Annotated in this window: 10 protein-coding genes; 7 read left to right on the top strand and 3 right to left on the bottom strand. The window is 35.8% G+C overall.

Annotated elements, in window-relative coordinates; all coding sequences use genetic code 11:
* The first annotated feature begins 111 nt into the window (after positions 1-111).
* The 3 genes from HYN86_RS05965 (at position 112) to HYN86_RS05955 (ending at position 5790) form a co-directional block, all read left to right on the top strand.
* Positions 112-2319, top strand: a complete 2208-nt coding sequence (locus tag HYN86_RS05965; RefSeq protein ID WP_113677215.1) for a TonB-dependent receptor — start codon at positions 112-114, stop codon at positions 2317-2319.
* 140 nt (positions 2320-2459) lie between these two features.
* Entirely contained in the window at positions 2460-4568 is a 2109-nt protein-coding gene (locus HYN86_RS05960) for a prolyl oligopeptidase family serine peptidase (protein ID WP_113677214.1), read from the top strand.
* 229 nt (positions 4569-4797) lie between these two features.
* Positions 4798-5790, top strand: a complete 993-nt coding sequence (locus tag HYN86_RS05955) for a Gfo/Idh/MocA family protein (RefSeq protein WP_113677213.1) — start codon at positions 4798-4800, stop codon at positions 5788-5790.
* A 169-nt stretch (positions 5791-5959) separates the two neighbouring features.
* Here HYN86_RS05955 and HYN86_RS05950 read toward each other — a convergent pair whose 3' ends face one another.
* Positions 5960-6892, bottom strand: a complete 933-nt coding sequence (locus HYN86_RS05950) for an outer membrane beta-barrel protein (protein WP_113677212.1) — start codon at positions 6890-6892, stop codon at positions 5960-5962.
* A gap of 178 nt (positions 6893-7070) precedes the next feature.
* Complete coding sequence (dnaE, locus tag HYN86_RS05945; protein WP_113677211.1) at positions 7071-11606, bottom strand: DNA polymerase III subunit alpha; 4536 nt, start codon at positions 11604-11606, stop codon at positions 7071-7073.
* A 661-nt stretch (positions 11607-12267) separates the two neighbouring features.
* Here dnaE and leuC point away from each other — a divergent pair.
* From leuC to leuB, 4 genes are all read left to right on the top strand, one after another.
* Positions 12268-13662 (top strand): 3-isopropylmalate dehydratase large subunit, encoded by a 1395-nt coding sequence (gene leuC, locus HYN86_RS05940; protein ID WP_057115846.1) that lies wholly within the window; start codon positions 12268-12270, stop codon positions 13660-13662.
* Between the two features lie 178 nt (positions 13663-13840).
* Positions 13841-14437 carry a 3-isopropylmalate dehydratase small subunit gene (leuD, locus tag HYN86_RS05935; protein ID WP_113677210.1) on the top strand — a complete coding sequence of 199 codons (597 nt, stop codon included), beginning with the start codon at positions 13841-13843 and terminating at the stop codon, positions 14435-14437.
* 240 nt (positions 14438-14677) lie between these two features.
* Complete coding sequence (locus HYN86_RS05930; protein WP_113677209.1) at positions 14678-16198, top strand: alpha-isopropylmalate synthase regulatory domain-containing protein; 1521 nt, start codon at positions 14678-14680, stop codon at positions 16196-16198.
* Between the two features lie 161 nt (positions 16199-16359).
* Positions 16360-17415, top strand: coding sequence for a 3-isopropylmalate dehydrogenase (gene leuB, locus HYN86_RS05925; RefSeq protein WP_113677208.1), 1056 nt, complete (start codon positions 16360-16362; stop codon positions 17413-17415).
* A gap of 118 nt (positions 17416-17533) precedes the next feature.
* On the opposite strand, the gene HYN86_RS05920 is transcribed toward leuB, so the two are convergent.
* Entirely contained in the window at positions 17534-17881 is a 348-nt protein-coding gene (locus HYN86_RS05920; protein ID WP_057115840.1) for an RNA recognition motif domain-containing protein, read from the bottom strand.
* Positions 17882-17886 lie beyond the last annotated feature (5 nt).

Raw genomic sequence — 17886 nt, 5'->3', positions numbered from 1 at the left:
CAGTCAACATTGAGTTTCCTCATCCTAATTTATGAATTAGGATCAGAATGCTTTACTGTTCGTTTGGTTTTCATTCGAAGAAAAAATCAATTAACTATAGTATCATTTTCAATGAAAAAATTAATAATTGCCCTTTTATTGGGGTTCTCGGGCATTCTTACTGCTCAAAATTCGGTTTCAGGTATTGTAACCGATGCTCAAAATCAGCCATTGCCTGGAGTTTCAGTTTACGCTCCCGAATTACATAAAGGAACAACAACTGATGAGAACGGAAAATACGAATTAAAAAATCTTCCAAATGGAACTCTTCGTATTGCTTTTTCTTATGTTGGATATGCCAATCAAAATCAAACCATTGTTAAATTAGTAAAAGAAAACACGCTGGATGTTGTTCTTTTAGAATCTATTTTAGAAATGGATGAAGTGGTTGTTTCTACGCCTTTTAATAAGTTACAATCGCAAAACGTAATGAAAATTGAGCACGAAAGCATCAAAACATTACAGCAAAAAGGAACCTCAACTTTAATTGAAGGTTTGGCAACAATTCCTGGAGTTTCTCAGATTTCAACTGGAACATCTATCGGAAAACCAGTAATTCGCGGACTTAGCGGTAATCGTGTTTTAGTGTATTCTCAAGGTGTTCGTATCGAAAATCAGCAGTTTGGAGACGAACATGGTTTAGGTTTAAATGATGCTGGAATTGAAAGTGTTGAAGTCATAAAAGGGCCAGCTTCTTTATTATATGGTTCTGATGCTTTAGGAGGAGTTTTATACTTTAATCCAGAAAAATTCGCTGATGCTGGAGATTTTAAAGCTAATTTCAGTCAAAAGTATTTCACCAATACGCAGGGAAGTAATTCTTCTATCGGATTAAAAACTTCGACAGATAATTGGAAATTTCTGGCTCGTGGAAGTTACAACACACATTCTGATTACAAAATAGCCGACGGCGACCGTGTAACCAATTCACGTTACAATGAAACTGATTTTAAAACTGGAATTGGATATAGCAACTCTACTTTCTCTAGTGTTTTAAGATACAACTACAACAAATTGGACATCGGAATTCCGGAAGATGGAATTGCTGAACAGTCTTCAAGTAAAGACACTCAATTTCCGAGACAAGGAATTTTTAATCATTTATTGAGTTTGAATAATGTTATCTTTTTTGAAAACTCAAAATTAGACGTTGATTTAGGTTATATCGCCAATGATAGAAGCGAATTTGAGGACAGCAACGAAGCTTCTCTTCACATGAAATTGAATACTTTCAATTATAATGCGAAATATCATTTACCGAAATTCGGAAAAATCGAAACTATTTTTGGAGTTCAGGGAATGCATCAAACCAATAAAAATTCTGGTGAAGAATATTTAATTCCAGATGCAACAACGAATGATTTTGGAGTTTTTGGAACTGCGAATTACGAATGGGACAGCAGTGTTATTCAAGCTGGTCTGCGTTTTGACAACAGAAATATCACTTCGATTGCTCATGGAACGGAAGGCGAAGAAGGCTATTTTCAAGCGTTAGATAAATCGTTTGACAGTTTTAATGCCTCTTTAGGATATAAAACAAAGTTAGCAGAACCATTAACGCTTCGTCTAAATGTGGCAACTGGATTTAGAGCGCCAAACTTAGCAGAATTAACTTCAAACGGAGTTCACGAAGGTACAAACCGTTATGAAATTGGAAATGCAAATCTAAAAACAGAACAAAACGTTCAGACTGATTTGAACTTAGAATACAAAAACACACATTTTGAATTCTTCGTTAACGGATTTTACAATCATGTAAACAATTACATTTATACATCGCCGACTGGAGACGTTTTAGATGATAATGATGTTTTTGCTTACGTTCAGGATAATGCAAAATTGTATGGAGGAGAAGTTGGTTTACACTTTCATCCGCATCCTTTAGATTGGTTACATTTTGAAACAAGTTTTGAAACTGTAACAGGTAAAAAAGATAATGATGATTATCTGCCTTTGATTCCTGCAAACAACTGGAACAACACGCTTAGAACTGAATTTAACATCAAAGATTGGTTAAGCGAAGGTTTTGCTTCATTAAATGTTTCTTCTACTTTCAGCCAAGATAATGTAAGCGGATTTGAAACTGCTTCTAAAGGTTACACTTTAGTAAATTTAGGTTTTGGAGGAACTGTCAAACTAGGAAAAACAGCATTTGACATCAATTTAAACGGAAACAATTTATTTGATAAAAAATATATTGCACACCTTTCCAGATTAAAAACAGACGGTATTCCAAATATTGGAAGAAATATCGTTTTGGGAGTTAATTTTAATCTGTAACATTTTTAAACCATATAAGTCATATAAGTAAAATTAAGCAAAGCGTTTAAGTGAACTTATATGTCTTATATGATTTAATTTTTTCATTCAATTTTCACAACAAAAAGTGCTATTTTTGTTACAACAGATAAAAACTAACTATGAAAAAAACTTTTTTATTAATGGCAATCACAACTGCAGGAATTTCATTTGCACAAACTAAGATTAAATATCCTGAAACTAAAAAAGGAGAGACTGTCGATGTATATTTTGATACCAAAGTAAGCGATCCGTACCGCTGGCTTGAAGACGACAAATCTGCTGAAACTGGAGCATGGGTAAAAGCTGAAAATGAAGTAACCTATGGTTATCTAGATAAAATTCCGTTTCGTGAAGAACTTAAAAAAAGAATGGAAAAACTGTGGAATTATGAAAAAATAGGCGCTCCTTTTACAGAAGGAAAGTTTACCTATTATTCTAAAAATAACGGTTTACAAAATCAATCTGTTATATACAGAAAAGGTAAAGATGGAAAAGATGAAGTATTCTTAGATCCAAATACTTTTTCTAAAGACGGAACAACTTCTCTTGGCGGTTTAAATTTTTCAAAAAACGGAAATATAGGGGCATATTCTATTTCAGAAGGCGGAAGCGACTGGAGAAAAGTAATCATTATCGATGCTCTTTCTAAGAAAGTGCTCGAAGATACTTTGGTAGACATAAAATTCAGCGGTGTTTCATGGCACGGAAATGAAGGTTTCTATTATTCTAGTTACGACAAACCAAAAGGAAGCGAATTATCTGCAAAAACAGATCAGCACAAATTGTATTTTCATAAACTTGGGACTTCTCAAAAAGACGATAAAGTAATTTTTGGCGGAGACTTAAAAAGAAGATACGTTGGTGGTTATGTTACAGAAGATGATCGTTATTTAATTATTACCGCTGCGAATTCTACCTACGGAAACGAATTGTATATTAAGGATTTGACTAAACCAAATAGTCCAATTGTAACAATTATAGACAATTTTAATAGTTCAAATTCAATTATTGAAAACGAAGGCAGTAAGTTATTTATAGAAACCGACTTAAATGCACCAAACGTACGCGTAGTTACTGTAGACGCTGCAAATCCGAAGGTTGAAAATTGGAAAGATTTTATCAAAGAAACCGAAAATGTTTTATCTCCCTCAACTGGAGCTGGATACTTTTTCGCTAATTATACGAAAGATGCTGTTTCTTTTGTACAGCAATATGATTACAACGGAAAATTAGTTCGTGAAATCAAACTTCCTGCTGTTGGATCTGCAGGCGGATTTGGAGGTAAAAAGGAAGAAAAGATATTATATTACAGCTTTACAAATTACACAACTCCAGGAAGCATTTACTCTTTTGAACCAAAATCTGGAAAGTCTGAAATTTATCAAAAACCAAAAGTCGATTTCAAAAGCGAAGATTACGAGTCTAAACAGGTTTTCTACACTTCAAAAGACGGTACAAAAGTTCCAATGATTATTACTTATAAAAAAGGAACAAAATTAGATGGTAAAAATCCAACTATTCTTTACGGTTACGGCGGATTCAATATTAGTTTAACACCAAGTTTCAGTATTGCAAATGCAGTTTGGATGGAAAACGGAGGTGTTTATGCTGTTGCCAATTTAAGAGGTGGCGGCGAGTACGGAAAAAAATGGCATAATGCAGGAACAAAATTGCAAAAACAAAATGTGTTTGACGATTTTATAGCTGCTGCAGAATATTTAATCGCTCAAAAATATACTTCATCAGATTATTTGGCTATTCGCGGAGGATCTAACGGAGGTTTATTAGTTGGAGCAACAATGACACAGCGTCCTGATTTAATGAAAGTGGCTTTACCAGCGGTTGGAGTTATGGATATGCTTCGTTACAATGCTTTCACAGCAGGTGCGGGATGGGCTTTTGATTACGGAACTGCTCAGGACAACAAAGAAATGTTCGAATATTTAAAAGGTTATTCTCCAGTTCATAACGTTAAGAAAGGAACACATTATCCTGCAACAATGGTAACAACAGGAGATCATGATGATCGTGTAGTTCCTGCGCATAGTTTTAAATTTGCTTCTGAATTACAGGAAAAGCAGACAGGAGAAAATCCGGTTTTAATTAGAATTGATGTTAAAGCAGGACACGGAGCAGGAAAATCTGTTGCGGCTTCTATTCAAGAAAATGTAGATATTCAAGCTTTCACACTTTATAATATGGGCTTTAAAGCTTTACCGAAAAAGTAAAACTTTAAACTGATTTTTTTTAAGCCACGAATTCACAAATTAATTTTGTGAATTTGTGGCTTTTTGTTTTGCCACAGATTAAAAGGATTAAAATGATTTATTTACGTGCTTTTAATTTAATCTGTAAAAATCCTTTAATCTGCGGCAAAAATTCAAAAAATAAATTCGCGGCAATTCGTGTAATTCGTGGCAAACCTTTTTTAAATTTGAGAAACTAAAAAACCAAACGATGAAAATTATAAAATGGGGAATTATAGGTTGTGGAAATGTAACTGAAGTAAAAAGCGGACCCGCTTTTCAGAAAGCGCCAAATTCAGCTTTAGTTGCTGTTATGCGAAGAGATGCTGCACTTGCTGAAGATTATGCAAAACGCCATAATGTTCCGAAATGGTATTCGAATGCCGCAGATTTAATTAATGATCCAGAAGTTGATGCGGTTTATATTGCCACTCCTCCATCATCTCATAAAGAATATACTATTTTATGTGCCAAAGCTGGAAAACCAGTTTATGTTGAGAAACCTATGGCGCTGACTTTTGAAGAATGTAATGAAATGATCAGCGTTTGCAAAGAACATAATGTTCCGTTGTTTGTTGCTTATTACAGAAGAGCTTTACCACGTTTCTTAAAAATAAAAGAAATCATCGACCAAGGAAAATTAGGAACAATAAGACATGTAAACTGTGTTTTATACCATCCTTTTGAACAACGTTATGATGATGAAATCAATCTTCCGTGGACCGTTCTGCCTCATATTTCCGGAGGTGGGATTTTTGTTGATCTTGCCTGTCATACTCTAGATTTTCTAGATTTCGTTCTAGGTCCGATAAAGTCTGTTCGCGGTCATGCTACTTCTCAATTACAAGCTTATCCTGCTGAAGATTCAGTTTCGATGTCGTTTTTATTCGAAAACGGAATTCACGGATCTGGTCTATGGAATTTTGCCAGCTTTGAACGTTATGATAATACCGAAATTGTTGGTGATAAAGGCAAAATCTCTTTCTCAACTTTTGGCAACGATCCTTTACATATTCAATATGCAGATGGAGAAAAAGAAAGTATTACGATAGAAAATCCATTACATATTCAACAGCCTTTTATTGAAACTGTTATTGCTGATCTTTTGGGTAATGGAATTTCTCCATCTAAAGGAACTTCTGGCGCGAGAACAACTTGGGTTATTGATGAAGTTTTGAAAGAGTTTAGAAATACAAAATCATAATTTGTCACGCTGAGCGAAGTCGAAGAGAATCTTTGTAGAATCTCTTTGGAGGGCTTCGACTCCGCTCAGCCTGACAAATCTGACGAAAATAAATAGAAGAAAATTCTAGAAAACAAAAAGAGGATATTCTTCGAATATCCTCTTTTTGTAAACTATAAAAGCTATAATATTATAGGCTGTATTTTAAACCAAAAGTAAGTCCTAAACCAGAAATTCCAACAAAAGAACTAATATCGTCAGTTGCTCTTGTATTATCAAAACCAGCTGCATTTGTTACTTTACTATTTGAAGTACTATTAATTTGATCTACATATTTCGTGTGCTTAGCTGAATATGATGCATCTGGACGAAAAGAAGTTGGTGTATCTAATCTATCTACTCCATTTTCAGTGTAAACCTCTGTTTCTTTTGATTTTCCATGTACAGTAAAATTACGGTATTCTAATTCAGCAAAAATAGAAATATGAGTACCTAATTTATAAGATGTACCTAAAGCAGCCATAAATCCAACTGTTGGGTTTGGTTTAACAACATCTTTTGCATAACTGTTTACAACTCCCGCAGGATTAGTGTAAGTTCTATTAGTTTCTATTGTTAAATCTCCGTGTACAGGTACAATAACTCCTACTTTAGTATAAGGTTCAAATCCGTTAGATTCTCCTAAAAACAATACAAGAGCTGGAGCAACATCAAAAGCTCTAATTTTTCCTACTGCTTTTCCAGTAGCAAAAGTAGGTCCAGCACCAACTAATCTATTAGTGGTTTCAACCATAGTTTTACTAGCACTACTGAAATAATTAAATCCCATTTCCACTCCTAAACGAGGTGAAAAACGATATCCCGCAGTTAAACCTGTACGAAATCCTTCTCCAAATGAGCCGTGATTTGTTTCTCTTGAAAGTAAAGTTGTACCATCTGCTGCATAAACATCTGTATTAGGCAATGCACCATTTACAATTGGAAACTCTGTAGCTGCAGTTTGAATAAAATAAGATCCACCTAGTTTAAAATACCAGCTTTCTGGTTTATCTGCTTTTTCGGTTTGCGCCATTGTGGCCATAGAGCAAACTAATAATCCTAATAAAAATAGGTTCTTTTTCATAATTCTGATTTATTTGATTACTACAAACTTAGAGTATTTTAACATATTCTTATAATTTGTAAAGTTAGACTTGGAACGAAAACGTTGTAATTTCGGGCAATATTACTAAAAAACTATTATGCATGCATATTTTTAACTAAAAAAATTGACATCTGTCTAAATTTTAACTGTTAAATTTTTAGTTCAATTTAAAATTGATCTGCATTTTCTCCAATTCCTGTAACAATTCAGTCGAAATTCTTACCTTCAAACGACGGCTCGGCATGGTTAATTTGGTTACAACTTTTATTTCTTCTACCTCATTTACTTCTTGCACTTTTGTACTTTCAAGTACTTCATCGTCACTTTCATTTTCATCTTCAAAAACTGCATCATCGGGTTCAAAATCAGTTGGAGTCTCTACCTCAACTAATCGTTTGATCTTTTCTAACTCCATGATTTCAAAAGTCACAGAGTTATCTCCTTTATTTTCATTAAATAAATGACTTAGTTTATGAATAAATTCAGACTGAATATCTTTAATATTTAATAGGACAATTAATTTCTTAGCAAAAGCTTCTAGAATATCCTGCAGTTGTCGAACCTCTACAAACTGCATTCGTGGATCTGATTTTTTGCCTGTGTCATGATTTACCCAGCCGTCTTTTATTAATATCTTTAGGTAAGCAAAATTATTCTGAATCAGGAAATGACGGAATTTTAAATATTCTTCACCAAAAATCTTAAACTCATAACTCTCATCATATCCTTCCAAATTAAATACCGCCCAGCCTTTTCCATTTTTAGCGACACGATGCTGTACGTTATTAATGATTCCAGCGAAGTTTAGATTTTTACCCACATATTCATTCATACTTTTTAATGCTTCTAATCGGGCGTTACAGAAGTATTTCATCTCAAATCTAAAATCGTCCAAAGGATGTCCAGAAATATAAATTCCGACAACTTCTTTTTCCTTGGCCAGTTTTTCCATTGTACTCCAGTCTTCGCACGGCGGCACAACTGGCTCTGCAATTTGCACTTCGCTGGTTTCTCCAAATAAACTTACCTGAGAGGAATTTTCATTTTCCTGAAATTTCGATCCGTAACGCATCGCTTTTTCATAAAAAGTAATTCCGTCACCATCGTCATGAAAATACTGTGCTCTGGTTGTTCCTTCAAATGAATCAAAACCACCGGCAAGCGCTAAATTTTCAATCGCTTTTTTATTGGCAGCACGCAAATCTATTCGCTTCGCCAAATCAAAAATCGATTTATATCTTCCATCTTTTCTGTTGGCTACAATAGTTTCAACGGCTCCAGAACCCACACCTTTAATCGCTCCCATTCCGAAACGAACTGCATATTCATCATTTACCGTAAATTTATAATACGATTCATTTACGCAAGGACCCAAAACCTGTAATCCCATACGTTTACATTCTTCCATGAAAAATGATACTTGTTTAATATCATTCATGTTATTCGAAAGTACCGCTGCCATATATTCTGCAGGATAATGCGCTTTCAAATAAGCTGTTTGATACGCAATCCAAGCATAACAAGTCGAGTGAGATTTGTTGAAGGCGTAACTCGCAAACGCTTCCCAGTCTTTCCAGATTTTCTCTAGAATTTTGGCATCGTGACCTTTTGCAGCAGCTTGTTCGACAAACTTAGGTTTCATTTTATCTAGTACGTCTTTTTGTTTCTTACCCATCGCTTTACGCAAAACGTCGGCCTCACCCTTTGTAAATCCTGCCAAAGACTGAGACAAAAGCATTACCTGCTCTTGGTAAACCGTAATTCCATAGGTTTCAGACAAATATTCGGCACAGGCATCTAAATCGTATTTGATTTCCTCGTCACCATTTTTTCTTCGAACGAAAGACGGAATATACTCCAAAGGTCCTGGACGATAAAGTGCATTCATCGCAATTAAATCTCCAAAAACCGTTGGCTTCAGATCTTTCATGTATTTCTGCATTCCAGGTGACTCGTATTGGAAAATACCAACCGTTTCACCTCTTTGGAAAAGCGCATATGTTTCCTCATCATCAATAGGAAAAGTGTCAGGATCTAAATCAATTCCTGTTCTATATTTTACCAGTTTAACGGTATCTTTTATCAGCGTAAGGGTCTTTAGACCCAAGAAGTCCATTTTCAGCAGTCCGGCACTTTCTGCAACCGAGTTATCAAACTGAGTTACATATAAATCAGAATCTTTTGCGGTTGTAACGGGAACATAATTCGTAATATCCGACGGTGTAATGATTACCCCGCAGGCGTGAATTCCAGTATTACGCATCGATCCTTCCAAGATTTTTGCCTGCTGAATCGTCTCTCCTGCCAAATCATCTTCATTGGCAATCGCGATTAATTCTTTTACATTATCAAATTCGTCAGAACGAAGTGCTTTTTTTACCTCTTCTTCACTTTCAGAAATAAAACGCGCCAAATTCCATTTAGACGGCATCATTCCTGGAATTAATTTGGCAATTCTATCGGCTTCAAACAACGGTAAATCCAGTACACGAGCGGTATCACGAATTGCCGATTTGGTAGCCATTTTACCATAAGTAATAATCTGCGCCACCTGTTTTTGTCCGTATTTATTGATTACATAATCCATTACACGTCCACGACCCTCGTCATCAAAGTCGATATCAATATCGGGCATCGATACACGGTCAGGATTAAGGAAACGCTCAAAAAGTAAATCGTATTTAATTGGGTCAATATTGGTAATTCCGAGGCAGTAAGCAACCGCAGAACCTGCTGCAGAACCACGCCCAGGACCTACCGATACGTCCATTTTTCTGGCCTCGGCGATGAAATCCTGTACGATCAAAAAGTAACCTGGATATCCAGAATTCGAAATCGTTAACAATTCAAAATCCAAACGTTCCTGAATCGATTCTGTAATTTCGCCATATCTTCTTTTGGCACCTTCCATAGTAAGGTGTCTCAAGTATTTATTCTCCCCTCTTACACCGCCATCTGCTTCATCTTCGGCAACATAAAATTCTTCAGGAATGTCAAACTTTGGAAGCAATACATCACGATATAATGAGTATCCTTCAACCTTATCTATAATCTCCTGTATATTGATAATCGCTTCTGGCAGATCGGCAAAGAGTTTTTTCATCTCTTCTTCCGACTTGAAATAATATTCCTGATTTGGAAGTCCGTAGCGATAGCCGCGCCCACGTCCAATTGGTGTTGCCTGCTTTTCACCATCTTTTACACAAAGCAAAATATCGTGCGCATTGGCATCTTCTTTCTTTAAATAATACGTATTATTTGTGGCAATTAATTTGACACTATGTTTTTGCGAAAACTCAATCAGGGTTTTGTTGACACGATTTTCATCTTCCTGATTGTGGCGCATTACTTCTAAATAGAAATCTTCGCCAAATTGTTCTTTCCACCAAATCAAAGCTTCTTCGGCTTGGTTTTCACCAATGTTCAAGATTTTACTCGGAATCTCTCCGTATAAATTCCCAGACAAAACCATGATATCTCCTTTGTATTGTTCCACAATTTTGCGGTCAATTCTCGGGACATAATAAAATCCTTCGGTATAGGCAATCGAAGCCATTTTGGCCAAATTATGATAACCAGATTTATTTTTCGCCAGTAAAACTACCTGATAACCATTGTCTTTCTTGCTTTTATCTAAATGATTTTCACAAATATTAAATTCACAGCCAACGATTGGTTTTACCTCAGTCTCAGTTGGTTCTTCACCAGCTTCGACCAAAGCTTTATTTTTTCCAGATGCTGCTTTGTTGTGGTTCATAACGGCGCTTACAAAGTGAAAAGCTCCCATCATGTTTCCAGTATCGGTCATAGCTACGGCCGGCATTCCGTTTTTGGCAGCAGCCGCAACAATATTTCCAATTCCGATAGTTGACTGGAGAACCGAAAACTGTGTATGATTGTGTAAATGCGCAAATTTTGCTGCTTTAAAATCTGCCTTATCAGATTCTGAAACTACAGCTGGAGTATCATCAACTTGTAAAGCTTTGATTTGCTCCCTAACTTTTTCAGAAGCCGCTTTTAAGTTGATGTGTTTTAAACCAATTAAAGGAAATTCCTGCGGATTTCTATCTTGAAATTCTTTAAAATATTCCTTGGGAACATCTAATTCTTCTTTTGTAAAAACTTCTCTTCTAACCAATTCCAAGAAACAACGCGTAGTTGCCTCAACGTCGGCAGTTGCGTTGTGCGCTTCCGCAAATGGCTGATTGAAAAGATAGCTGTGTAATTCTGTTAAGGTTGGCAGTTTGAATCTTCCTCCACGCCCTCCAGGAAGCTGCAATAAGGAAGCGGTAACTTCTGTACAGGTATCTAAAACCGGCATTGTACTCATAGGAGAATCTACACCCATTCTATGAAATTCAGCGCCCATAATATTAACGTCGAACCCTAAATTCTGACCAACAATGAATTTGGTTTTGCTTAAAGCAATATTGAATTTCTCCAAAACTTCAGCCAGCGAGATTCCATCGGCTTCAGCCAATTCAGTGGAAATCCCATGGATACGTTCGGCATCATACGGAATATTAAATCCTTCAGGTTTTACCAAGTAATCCTGATGTTCGATAAGCTGTCCCATTTCATCATGCAGCTGCCAAGCGATCTGTATACAGCGAGGCCAGTTATCAGAATCGGTTATTGGGGCATCCCAGCGTTTTGGTAATCCGGTTGTTTCGGTATCGAATATTAAATACATACGTTTAAATAGCAAAAATTAAATTCCAAATTCCAAACTTTTCCAATATAACCATCTGATTATATGGAACGTAAAAAATCGCTTTGTAAATTATGGAGAGAATTCAAATTTACGCTTTTTTTGGAGATAGAAAATGGATAATTTCTTAAAAAGACATTCTTATTAACTACTCAGTCTTTCTCTTAAAATTCATAAAATTTCATAAAAATACACTTCTTGGATGTCGTAGTATTTAGACGTTTTATTGAGTCTAAATAGCGACCCAAAAACTCCATTAAAAGCGTACAAAATTCAAAAAAGTACTCATTTGCAAAAGAAATCAAAACTAACAATTATTACTATTTTTACCCAATTTGTTACATTTTTTCAAAATAAACCTTATATTTTATAGTGATTTTAAGATAAATTTGCAAACTATTAAAACAAAAAACAATCAAGGAAAATTAAAGCCGAAAAAGAAAACCGAAATCAATTTCTTTATCATTTTTCTGTCAAATTTTAATACATAAAAGCGCTTTCGCAATTTGTAATTTAGTTTGGGTATCGTATATAATGAAATATTGAAATTGACGCCTTTCTATCTTTTTTTACTTTTGTTTTGCTATTATAATGAACAGGAGATTGCTGTGGTTATAGAAATTACAATTAAAAAAAATAAAAAATGAGTAAGACATTATTTGACAAAGTATGGGATTCACATGTAGTGCGTAAAATTGAAGATGGACCAGATGTGTTTTTTATTGACCGTCATTTCATTCATGAAGTTACGAGTCCTGTTGCTTTTTTAGGATTAAAATCAAGAGGCGTAAACGTATTATATCCAGAACGTACTTTTGCAACCGCAGATCACAATACACCAACCATAAACCAACATTTACCAGTTCAGGATCCGCTTTCTGCAAACCAGCTTAAAGCTCTTGAAGACAATGCAATCGAATACGGAATTTCTCACTGGGGATTAGGTCATCAAAAAAATGGAATTGTACACGTAGTTGGTCCTGAAAACGGAATTACTTTGCCAGGTGCTACTATTGTATGTGGTGATTCGCATACGTCTACTCACGGTGCTTTTGGAGCTATTGCTTTTGGTATAGGAACTTCTGAGGTTGAAATGGTGCTTTCTACTCAATGTATTATGCAGCCTAAACCAAAGAAAATGCGTATTAACGTAAATGGTCAATTAAGCAAAGGTGTTGGTCCAAAAGACGTTGCACTTTATATTATCGCTCAATTAACTACTTCTGGAGGAACAGGATATTTTGTTGAATATGCTGGTGATGTTTTTGAAAACATGACTATGGAAGGCCGTATGACAGTTTGTAACTTAAGTATCGAGATGGGTGCTCGCGGCGGAATGATTGCTCCGGACCAAACTACTTTCGATTTTCTTGAAGGAAGATTATATGCTCCAAAAGGAGAAGCTTGGACAAAAGCTGTTGAATATTGGAAAACTCTTAAAACGGATGCTGATGCTGTGTTTGATGCCGAATTAAACATCAAAGCGGAAGATATCGAACCTATGATTACTTATGGTACAAACCCTGGAATGGGAATTGGTATCACAAAACATATTCCGAATGCCAACCAAGTTGAAGGCGGTGAGGAAACGTATAAAAAATCTTTGGCTTACATGGGCTTCCACGAAGATGATGTGATGATTGGAAAACCAATTGATTATGTTTTCTTAGGAAGTTGTACAAACGGACGTATTGAAGATTTTAGAGCTTTCGCTGAAATTGTAAAAGGAAGAAAAAAAGCAGATAATGTTACCGCTTGGTTAGTTCCAGGTTCTCACGTTGTTGAAGCGCAGATTAAAGAAGAAGGAATTTTAGATATCCTGACTGAAGCTGGTTTCGTATTACGTCAGCCGGGTTGTTCTGCTTGTTTAGCAATGAACGATGATAAAGTTCCTGCTGGAAAATACGCCGTAAGTACTTCAAACAGAAACTTTGAAGGCCGTCAAGGTCCTGGTTCAAGAACGCTTCTTGCAAGTCCAATTATGGCTGCTGCAGCTGCGGTTACAGGAAAACTAACAGATCCAAGGGAATTATTTTAATTCCCGCTGTAAGCTATAAGCAATAGGCTTTAAGCTGAAAAACTAATACAAAAACATTGCTGTAGAGAAAAGCTTAAAGCTTATAACCTAAAGCAAATAAAAAATAAACGCTGTGCAAAAAGCTTAAAGCATACAGCTTATAGCCTAAAGCAGAAAACAGCCTAAAGCAAAAACAAAAATGGCATACGATAAATTTAATATACTTACCAGCAGTGCAGTGCCGCTGCCAATTGAGAACGTAGATACAGATCAAATCATTCCAGCTCGTTTCTTAAAAGCTACAAAACGTGAAGGTTTTGGAGACAATCTTTTTAGAGACTGGAGATACAACGGAGACGATACTCCAAAAGCTGATTTCGTTTTAAACGATTCAACTTACAGCGGAAAAATCCTTGTTGGAGGAAAAAACTTTGGTTCAGGATCTTCTAGAGAGCACGCTGCGTGGGCAGTTTACGATTACGGATTCCGTGCTGTAGTTTCTAGTTTCTTTGCAGATATCTTTAAAGGAAACTGTTTGAATATTGGAGTTTTACCAGTACAAATCAGTCCAGAGTTTTTGGAAAATATCTTCAAAGCTATTGAAGCTGATCCTAAAACAGAACTAGAAATTAATCTTCCAAACCAAACTATTACCTTATTGGCAACTGGTCAGCAAGAATCTTTTGCTATCAACGGTTACAAAAAGAACAATATGATCAATGGTTTTGATGACATTGATTATTTACAAGATATGAAAGAAGATATTAAAGCTTTTGCTGATAAACTTCCTTACTAAATAGAAATCTCATTCAGGATATTAGACCCGACAGGATTCAAAGACCAGTCGGGTCTTTCTAGAATAATAAGACGCGGATGAAACTGATTTGCTTTCGCAAAAGCGCGGATTGACACGGATTTTATTCTATTCAATATAAAAAATCCGTTTTATCAGCGTCTTCGCAAAGCGAATCCGTAAAATCAGCGTCAAAATTAAAACAGGGATATTAAAAATATTCCACCCGTTAGAAACATCAATATGGAAAAAAGAAAAATTGAAATAATGGATACGACGCTTCGTGATGGTGAACAGACCTCAGGAGTATCTTTTTCTGCTGCAGAAAAACTAACCATTGCGCAATTATTGCTGGAAGAACTAAATATTGATAGAATCGAAATTGCTTCGGCACGCGTGAGCGAAGGAGAATTTCAAGCCGTAAAAGGTATTACTTCATGGGCTGAAGAACGCGGTTACATTGACAGAATTGAAGTACTTTCTTTTGTTGACGGAGGTGTTTCAATTGATTGGATGAAAAAAGCCGGCGCCAAAGTGCAGAATTTGTTAACCAAAGGTTCAATGAACCACTTAACACATCAATTAAAAAAGACACCAGAACAGCATTTTTCTGAAATCGCCCAGATCATCGCTTTAGCTAAAGAAAACAATATTGAAACGAATGTTTATTTAGAAGACTGGAGCAACGGAATGCGAAATTCTCCTGATTATGTTTTTCAATTCCTGGATTTTCTAGCAGCGCAGCCTGTAAAAAGAATTTTACTTCCAGATACTTTAGGCGTTTTAATTCCGTCCTTGACTTTTGAATTTATTTCGAAAATTAGAACAAAATATCCGCAGATTCATTTTGATTTTCACGCTCATAACGATTACGATTTAAGTATCGCTAATGTCATGGAAGCCATAAAAGCTGGAGTAAACGGACTGCACGTAACAGTAAACGGAATGGGAGAACGCGCTGGAAATGCACCTCTCGAAAGTACTGTCGCTGTTATAAACGATTATCTGCCAGAAGTAAGCATCAATATTAAGGAGACGTCTTTATATACTGTCAGTAAATTAGTGGAAACTTTTACAGGTTACAGAATCCCTGCCAATAAGCCAATTGTAGGTGACAATGTTTTTACGCAGACAGCTGGAATTCACGCTGATGGAGACAATAAAAACAATTTATATTTTAATGATCTTCTTCCAGAGCGTTTTGGAAGAAAAAGAAAATATGCTCTCGGAAAAACTTCTGGAAAAGCCAATATCGAAAAGAATCTTCAGGAATTAGGTTTAAAACTAAACAATGAAGATCTAAAATTGGTTACCCAAAGAATTATCGAACTGGGCGACAAAAAAGAAACTGTTACTAAAGAAGACCTTCCATACATTATTTCAGATGTTCTGGACAGTCATACTTACGAAGAAAAAATAAAAATCGAATCCTATATATTAGTACACTCAAAAGGAATGCGTCCGTCAACCACTTTGTGTTTAAAATTTGGTGAGGAAATCATCGAAGAAAATGCACAGGGAGACGGTCAGTTTGATGCTTTTATGAATGCTTTATCCAAAATCTATAAAAGCAAAAAACTAACACTTCCAAAACTAATTGATTACGCAGTAAGAATCCCGCCAGGAAGTAGTTCTGATGCGTTGTGCGAAACCATTATCACATGGGTCAACAACGGAAAAGAATTCAAAACCCGCGGATTAGACTCTGATCAAACTGTTGCAGCGATTATTGCAACGCAGAAAATGCTTAATGTAATAGCCTAAGGTGCTAAGAGACTAAGGTTCTGAGGTTCTAAGATTTTTCTTTGACCTTAGAATCTTAGCAACTCGGAACCTTAGGACCTTTTAAAAAAACTAAATTACTAAGAATAAAAAACTTAGAATCTTAGCAACTCAGAACCTTAGAATCTTAAATAACAAATAGAATGAAATTAAACATAGCCCTTTTAGCCGGAGACGGAATCGGACCTGAAGTAATCAATGAAGCTGTAAAAGTATCTGATGCTATTGCTCAAAAATTCGGACATGAAATCACTTGGAAACCAGCTTTAACTGGTGCAGCTGCAATTGATGCAGTAGGCGAACCTTATCCAGATGCAACACATGAAGTTTGTAAAAATGCTGATGCAGTTCTTTTTGGAGCAATTGGCCACCCTAAATACGATAACGATCCTTCTGCACCTGTAAGGCCAGAACAAGGTTTATTAAAAATGCGTAAAGCATTAGGTTTATTCGCAAACGTAAGACCAACTTTTACATTCCCTTCGTTATTAGATAAATCTCCATTAAAAAGAGAAAGAATTGAAGGAACTGACTTAGTTTTCTTAAGAGAATTAACTGGCGGTATTTACTTTGGTGAAAAAGGAAGAAGAGACAATGGCGATACTGCTTTTGACAATTGTGTTTACACAAGAGCTGAAGTACAGCGTTTGGCTAAAAAAGGTTTCGAATTAGCAATGACACGTTCTAAAAAATTATGCTGCGTTGACAAAGCTAACGTTCTAGAAACTTCACGTTTATGGAGAGAAACAGTTCAGGCAATGGAAAAAGATTATCCAGAGGTTGAAGTGAGCTACGAATTTGTTGATGCTGTTGCTATGCGTTTGGTACAATGGCCAAACTCTTATGATGTATTGATTACCGAAAACTTATTTGGAGACATTTTAACAGATGAAGCTTCTGTAATTTCAGGTTCAATGGGATTAATGCCTTCTGCTTCTATGGGAGCTGAAGTGTCTTTGTTTGAACCTATTCACGGTTCTTACCCACAAGCTACAGGATTGAACATAGCAAACCCAATGGCTACTATTTTATCTGCTGCCATGATGTTCGAAAACTTCGGATTGATGGAAGAAGGAAAAGCAATGAGAGATGCAGTAAACAAGGCTCTAGAAGCAGGAGTAGTTACCGAAGATCTAGCTAATGGAGGCAAAGCATACGGCACTAAAGAAGTTGGTGACTGGTTAGTTGCGAATGTATAATTAGTTAATTTTTGTTTCAGGTTTAAAGTTCCAAGTTGCTCGAACTTGAAACTTTAAACTTTAAACAAAAAAAGGGATCAACTTGCGTTGATCCCTTTTATATTGTAGAAAAAAAATATTAATATCCTCCTCTGTTTCCGCGGTCATTTCCTCCACGGTTGTTTCCATAACTTCCACGAGAATCACCTCCACGGTTGTTATTAAAACTTCTTCTTTCGCCTTCTGGTTTCGGTTCAGACTTGTTTACAACGATTGTACGTCCTGAAACAACAGCACCATTCAATTCGTCGATAGCTTTCTGAGCTTCGCTATCATTTGGCATTTCAACAAAACCAAAGCCTTTACTTCTTCCAGTAAATTTATCAGTAATAATTTTAACAGAGTCAACTGTTCCATAAGCCTCAAAAGACTCTCTTAAATCTGCTTCCTCAATACTGAATGGAAGGCTTCCAACAAAAATATTCATAGATA

The sequence above is a fragment of the Flavobacterium fluviale genome, from assembly GCF_003312915.1.
Taxonomy (GTDB): Bacteria; Bacteroidota; Bacteroidia; order Flavobacteriales; family Flavobacteriaceae; genus Flavobacterium; species Flavobacterium fluviale.
Note: the sequence above shows the minus strand (reverse complement) of the source record. Positions and strands in the feature narration are given on the sequence as shown.

Bases quoted from the DNA above. Each gene is read 5' to 3' on its own strand.
- HYN86_RS05965 (WP_113677215.1), top strand. From the start codon at position 112: ATGAAAAAATTAATAATTGCCCTTTTATTGGGGTTCTCGGGCATTCTT.
- HYN86_RS05960 (WP_113677214.1), top strand. From the start codon at position 2,460: ATGAAAAAAACTTTTTTATTAATGGCAATCACAACTGCAGGAATTTCA.
- HYN86_RS05955 (WP_113677213.1), top strand. From the start codon at position 4,798: ATGAAAATTATAAAATGGGGAATTATAGGTTGTGGAAATGTAACTGAA.
- HYN86_RS05950 (WP_113677212.1), bottom strand. From the start codon at position 6,892: ATGAAAAAGAACCTATTTTTATTAGGATTATTAGTTTGCTCTATGGCC.
- dnaE (WP_113677211.1), bottom strand. From the start codon at position 11,606: ATGTATTTAATATTCGATACCGAAACAACCGGATTACCAAAACGCTGG.
- leuC (WP_057115846.1), top strand. From the start codon at position 12,268: ATGAGTAAGACATTATTTGACAAAGTATGGGATTCACATGTAGTGCGT.
- leuD (WP_113677210.1), top strand. From the start codon at position 13,841: ATGGCATACGATAAATTTAATATACTTACCAGCAGTGCAGTGCCGCTG.
- HYN86_RS05930 (WP_113677209.1), top strand. From the start codon at position 14,678: ATGGAAAAAAGAAAAATTGAAATAATGGATACGACGCTTCGTGATGGT.
- leuB (WP_113677208.1), top strand. From the start codon at position 16,360: ATGAAATTAAACATAGCCCTTTTAGCCGGAGACGGAATCGGACCTGAA.
- HYN86_RS05920 (WP_057115840.1), bottom strand. From the start codon at position 17,881: ATGAATATTTTTGTTGGAAGCCTTCCATTCAGTATTGAGGAAGCAGAT.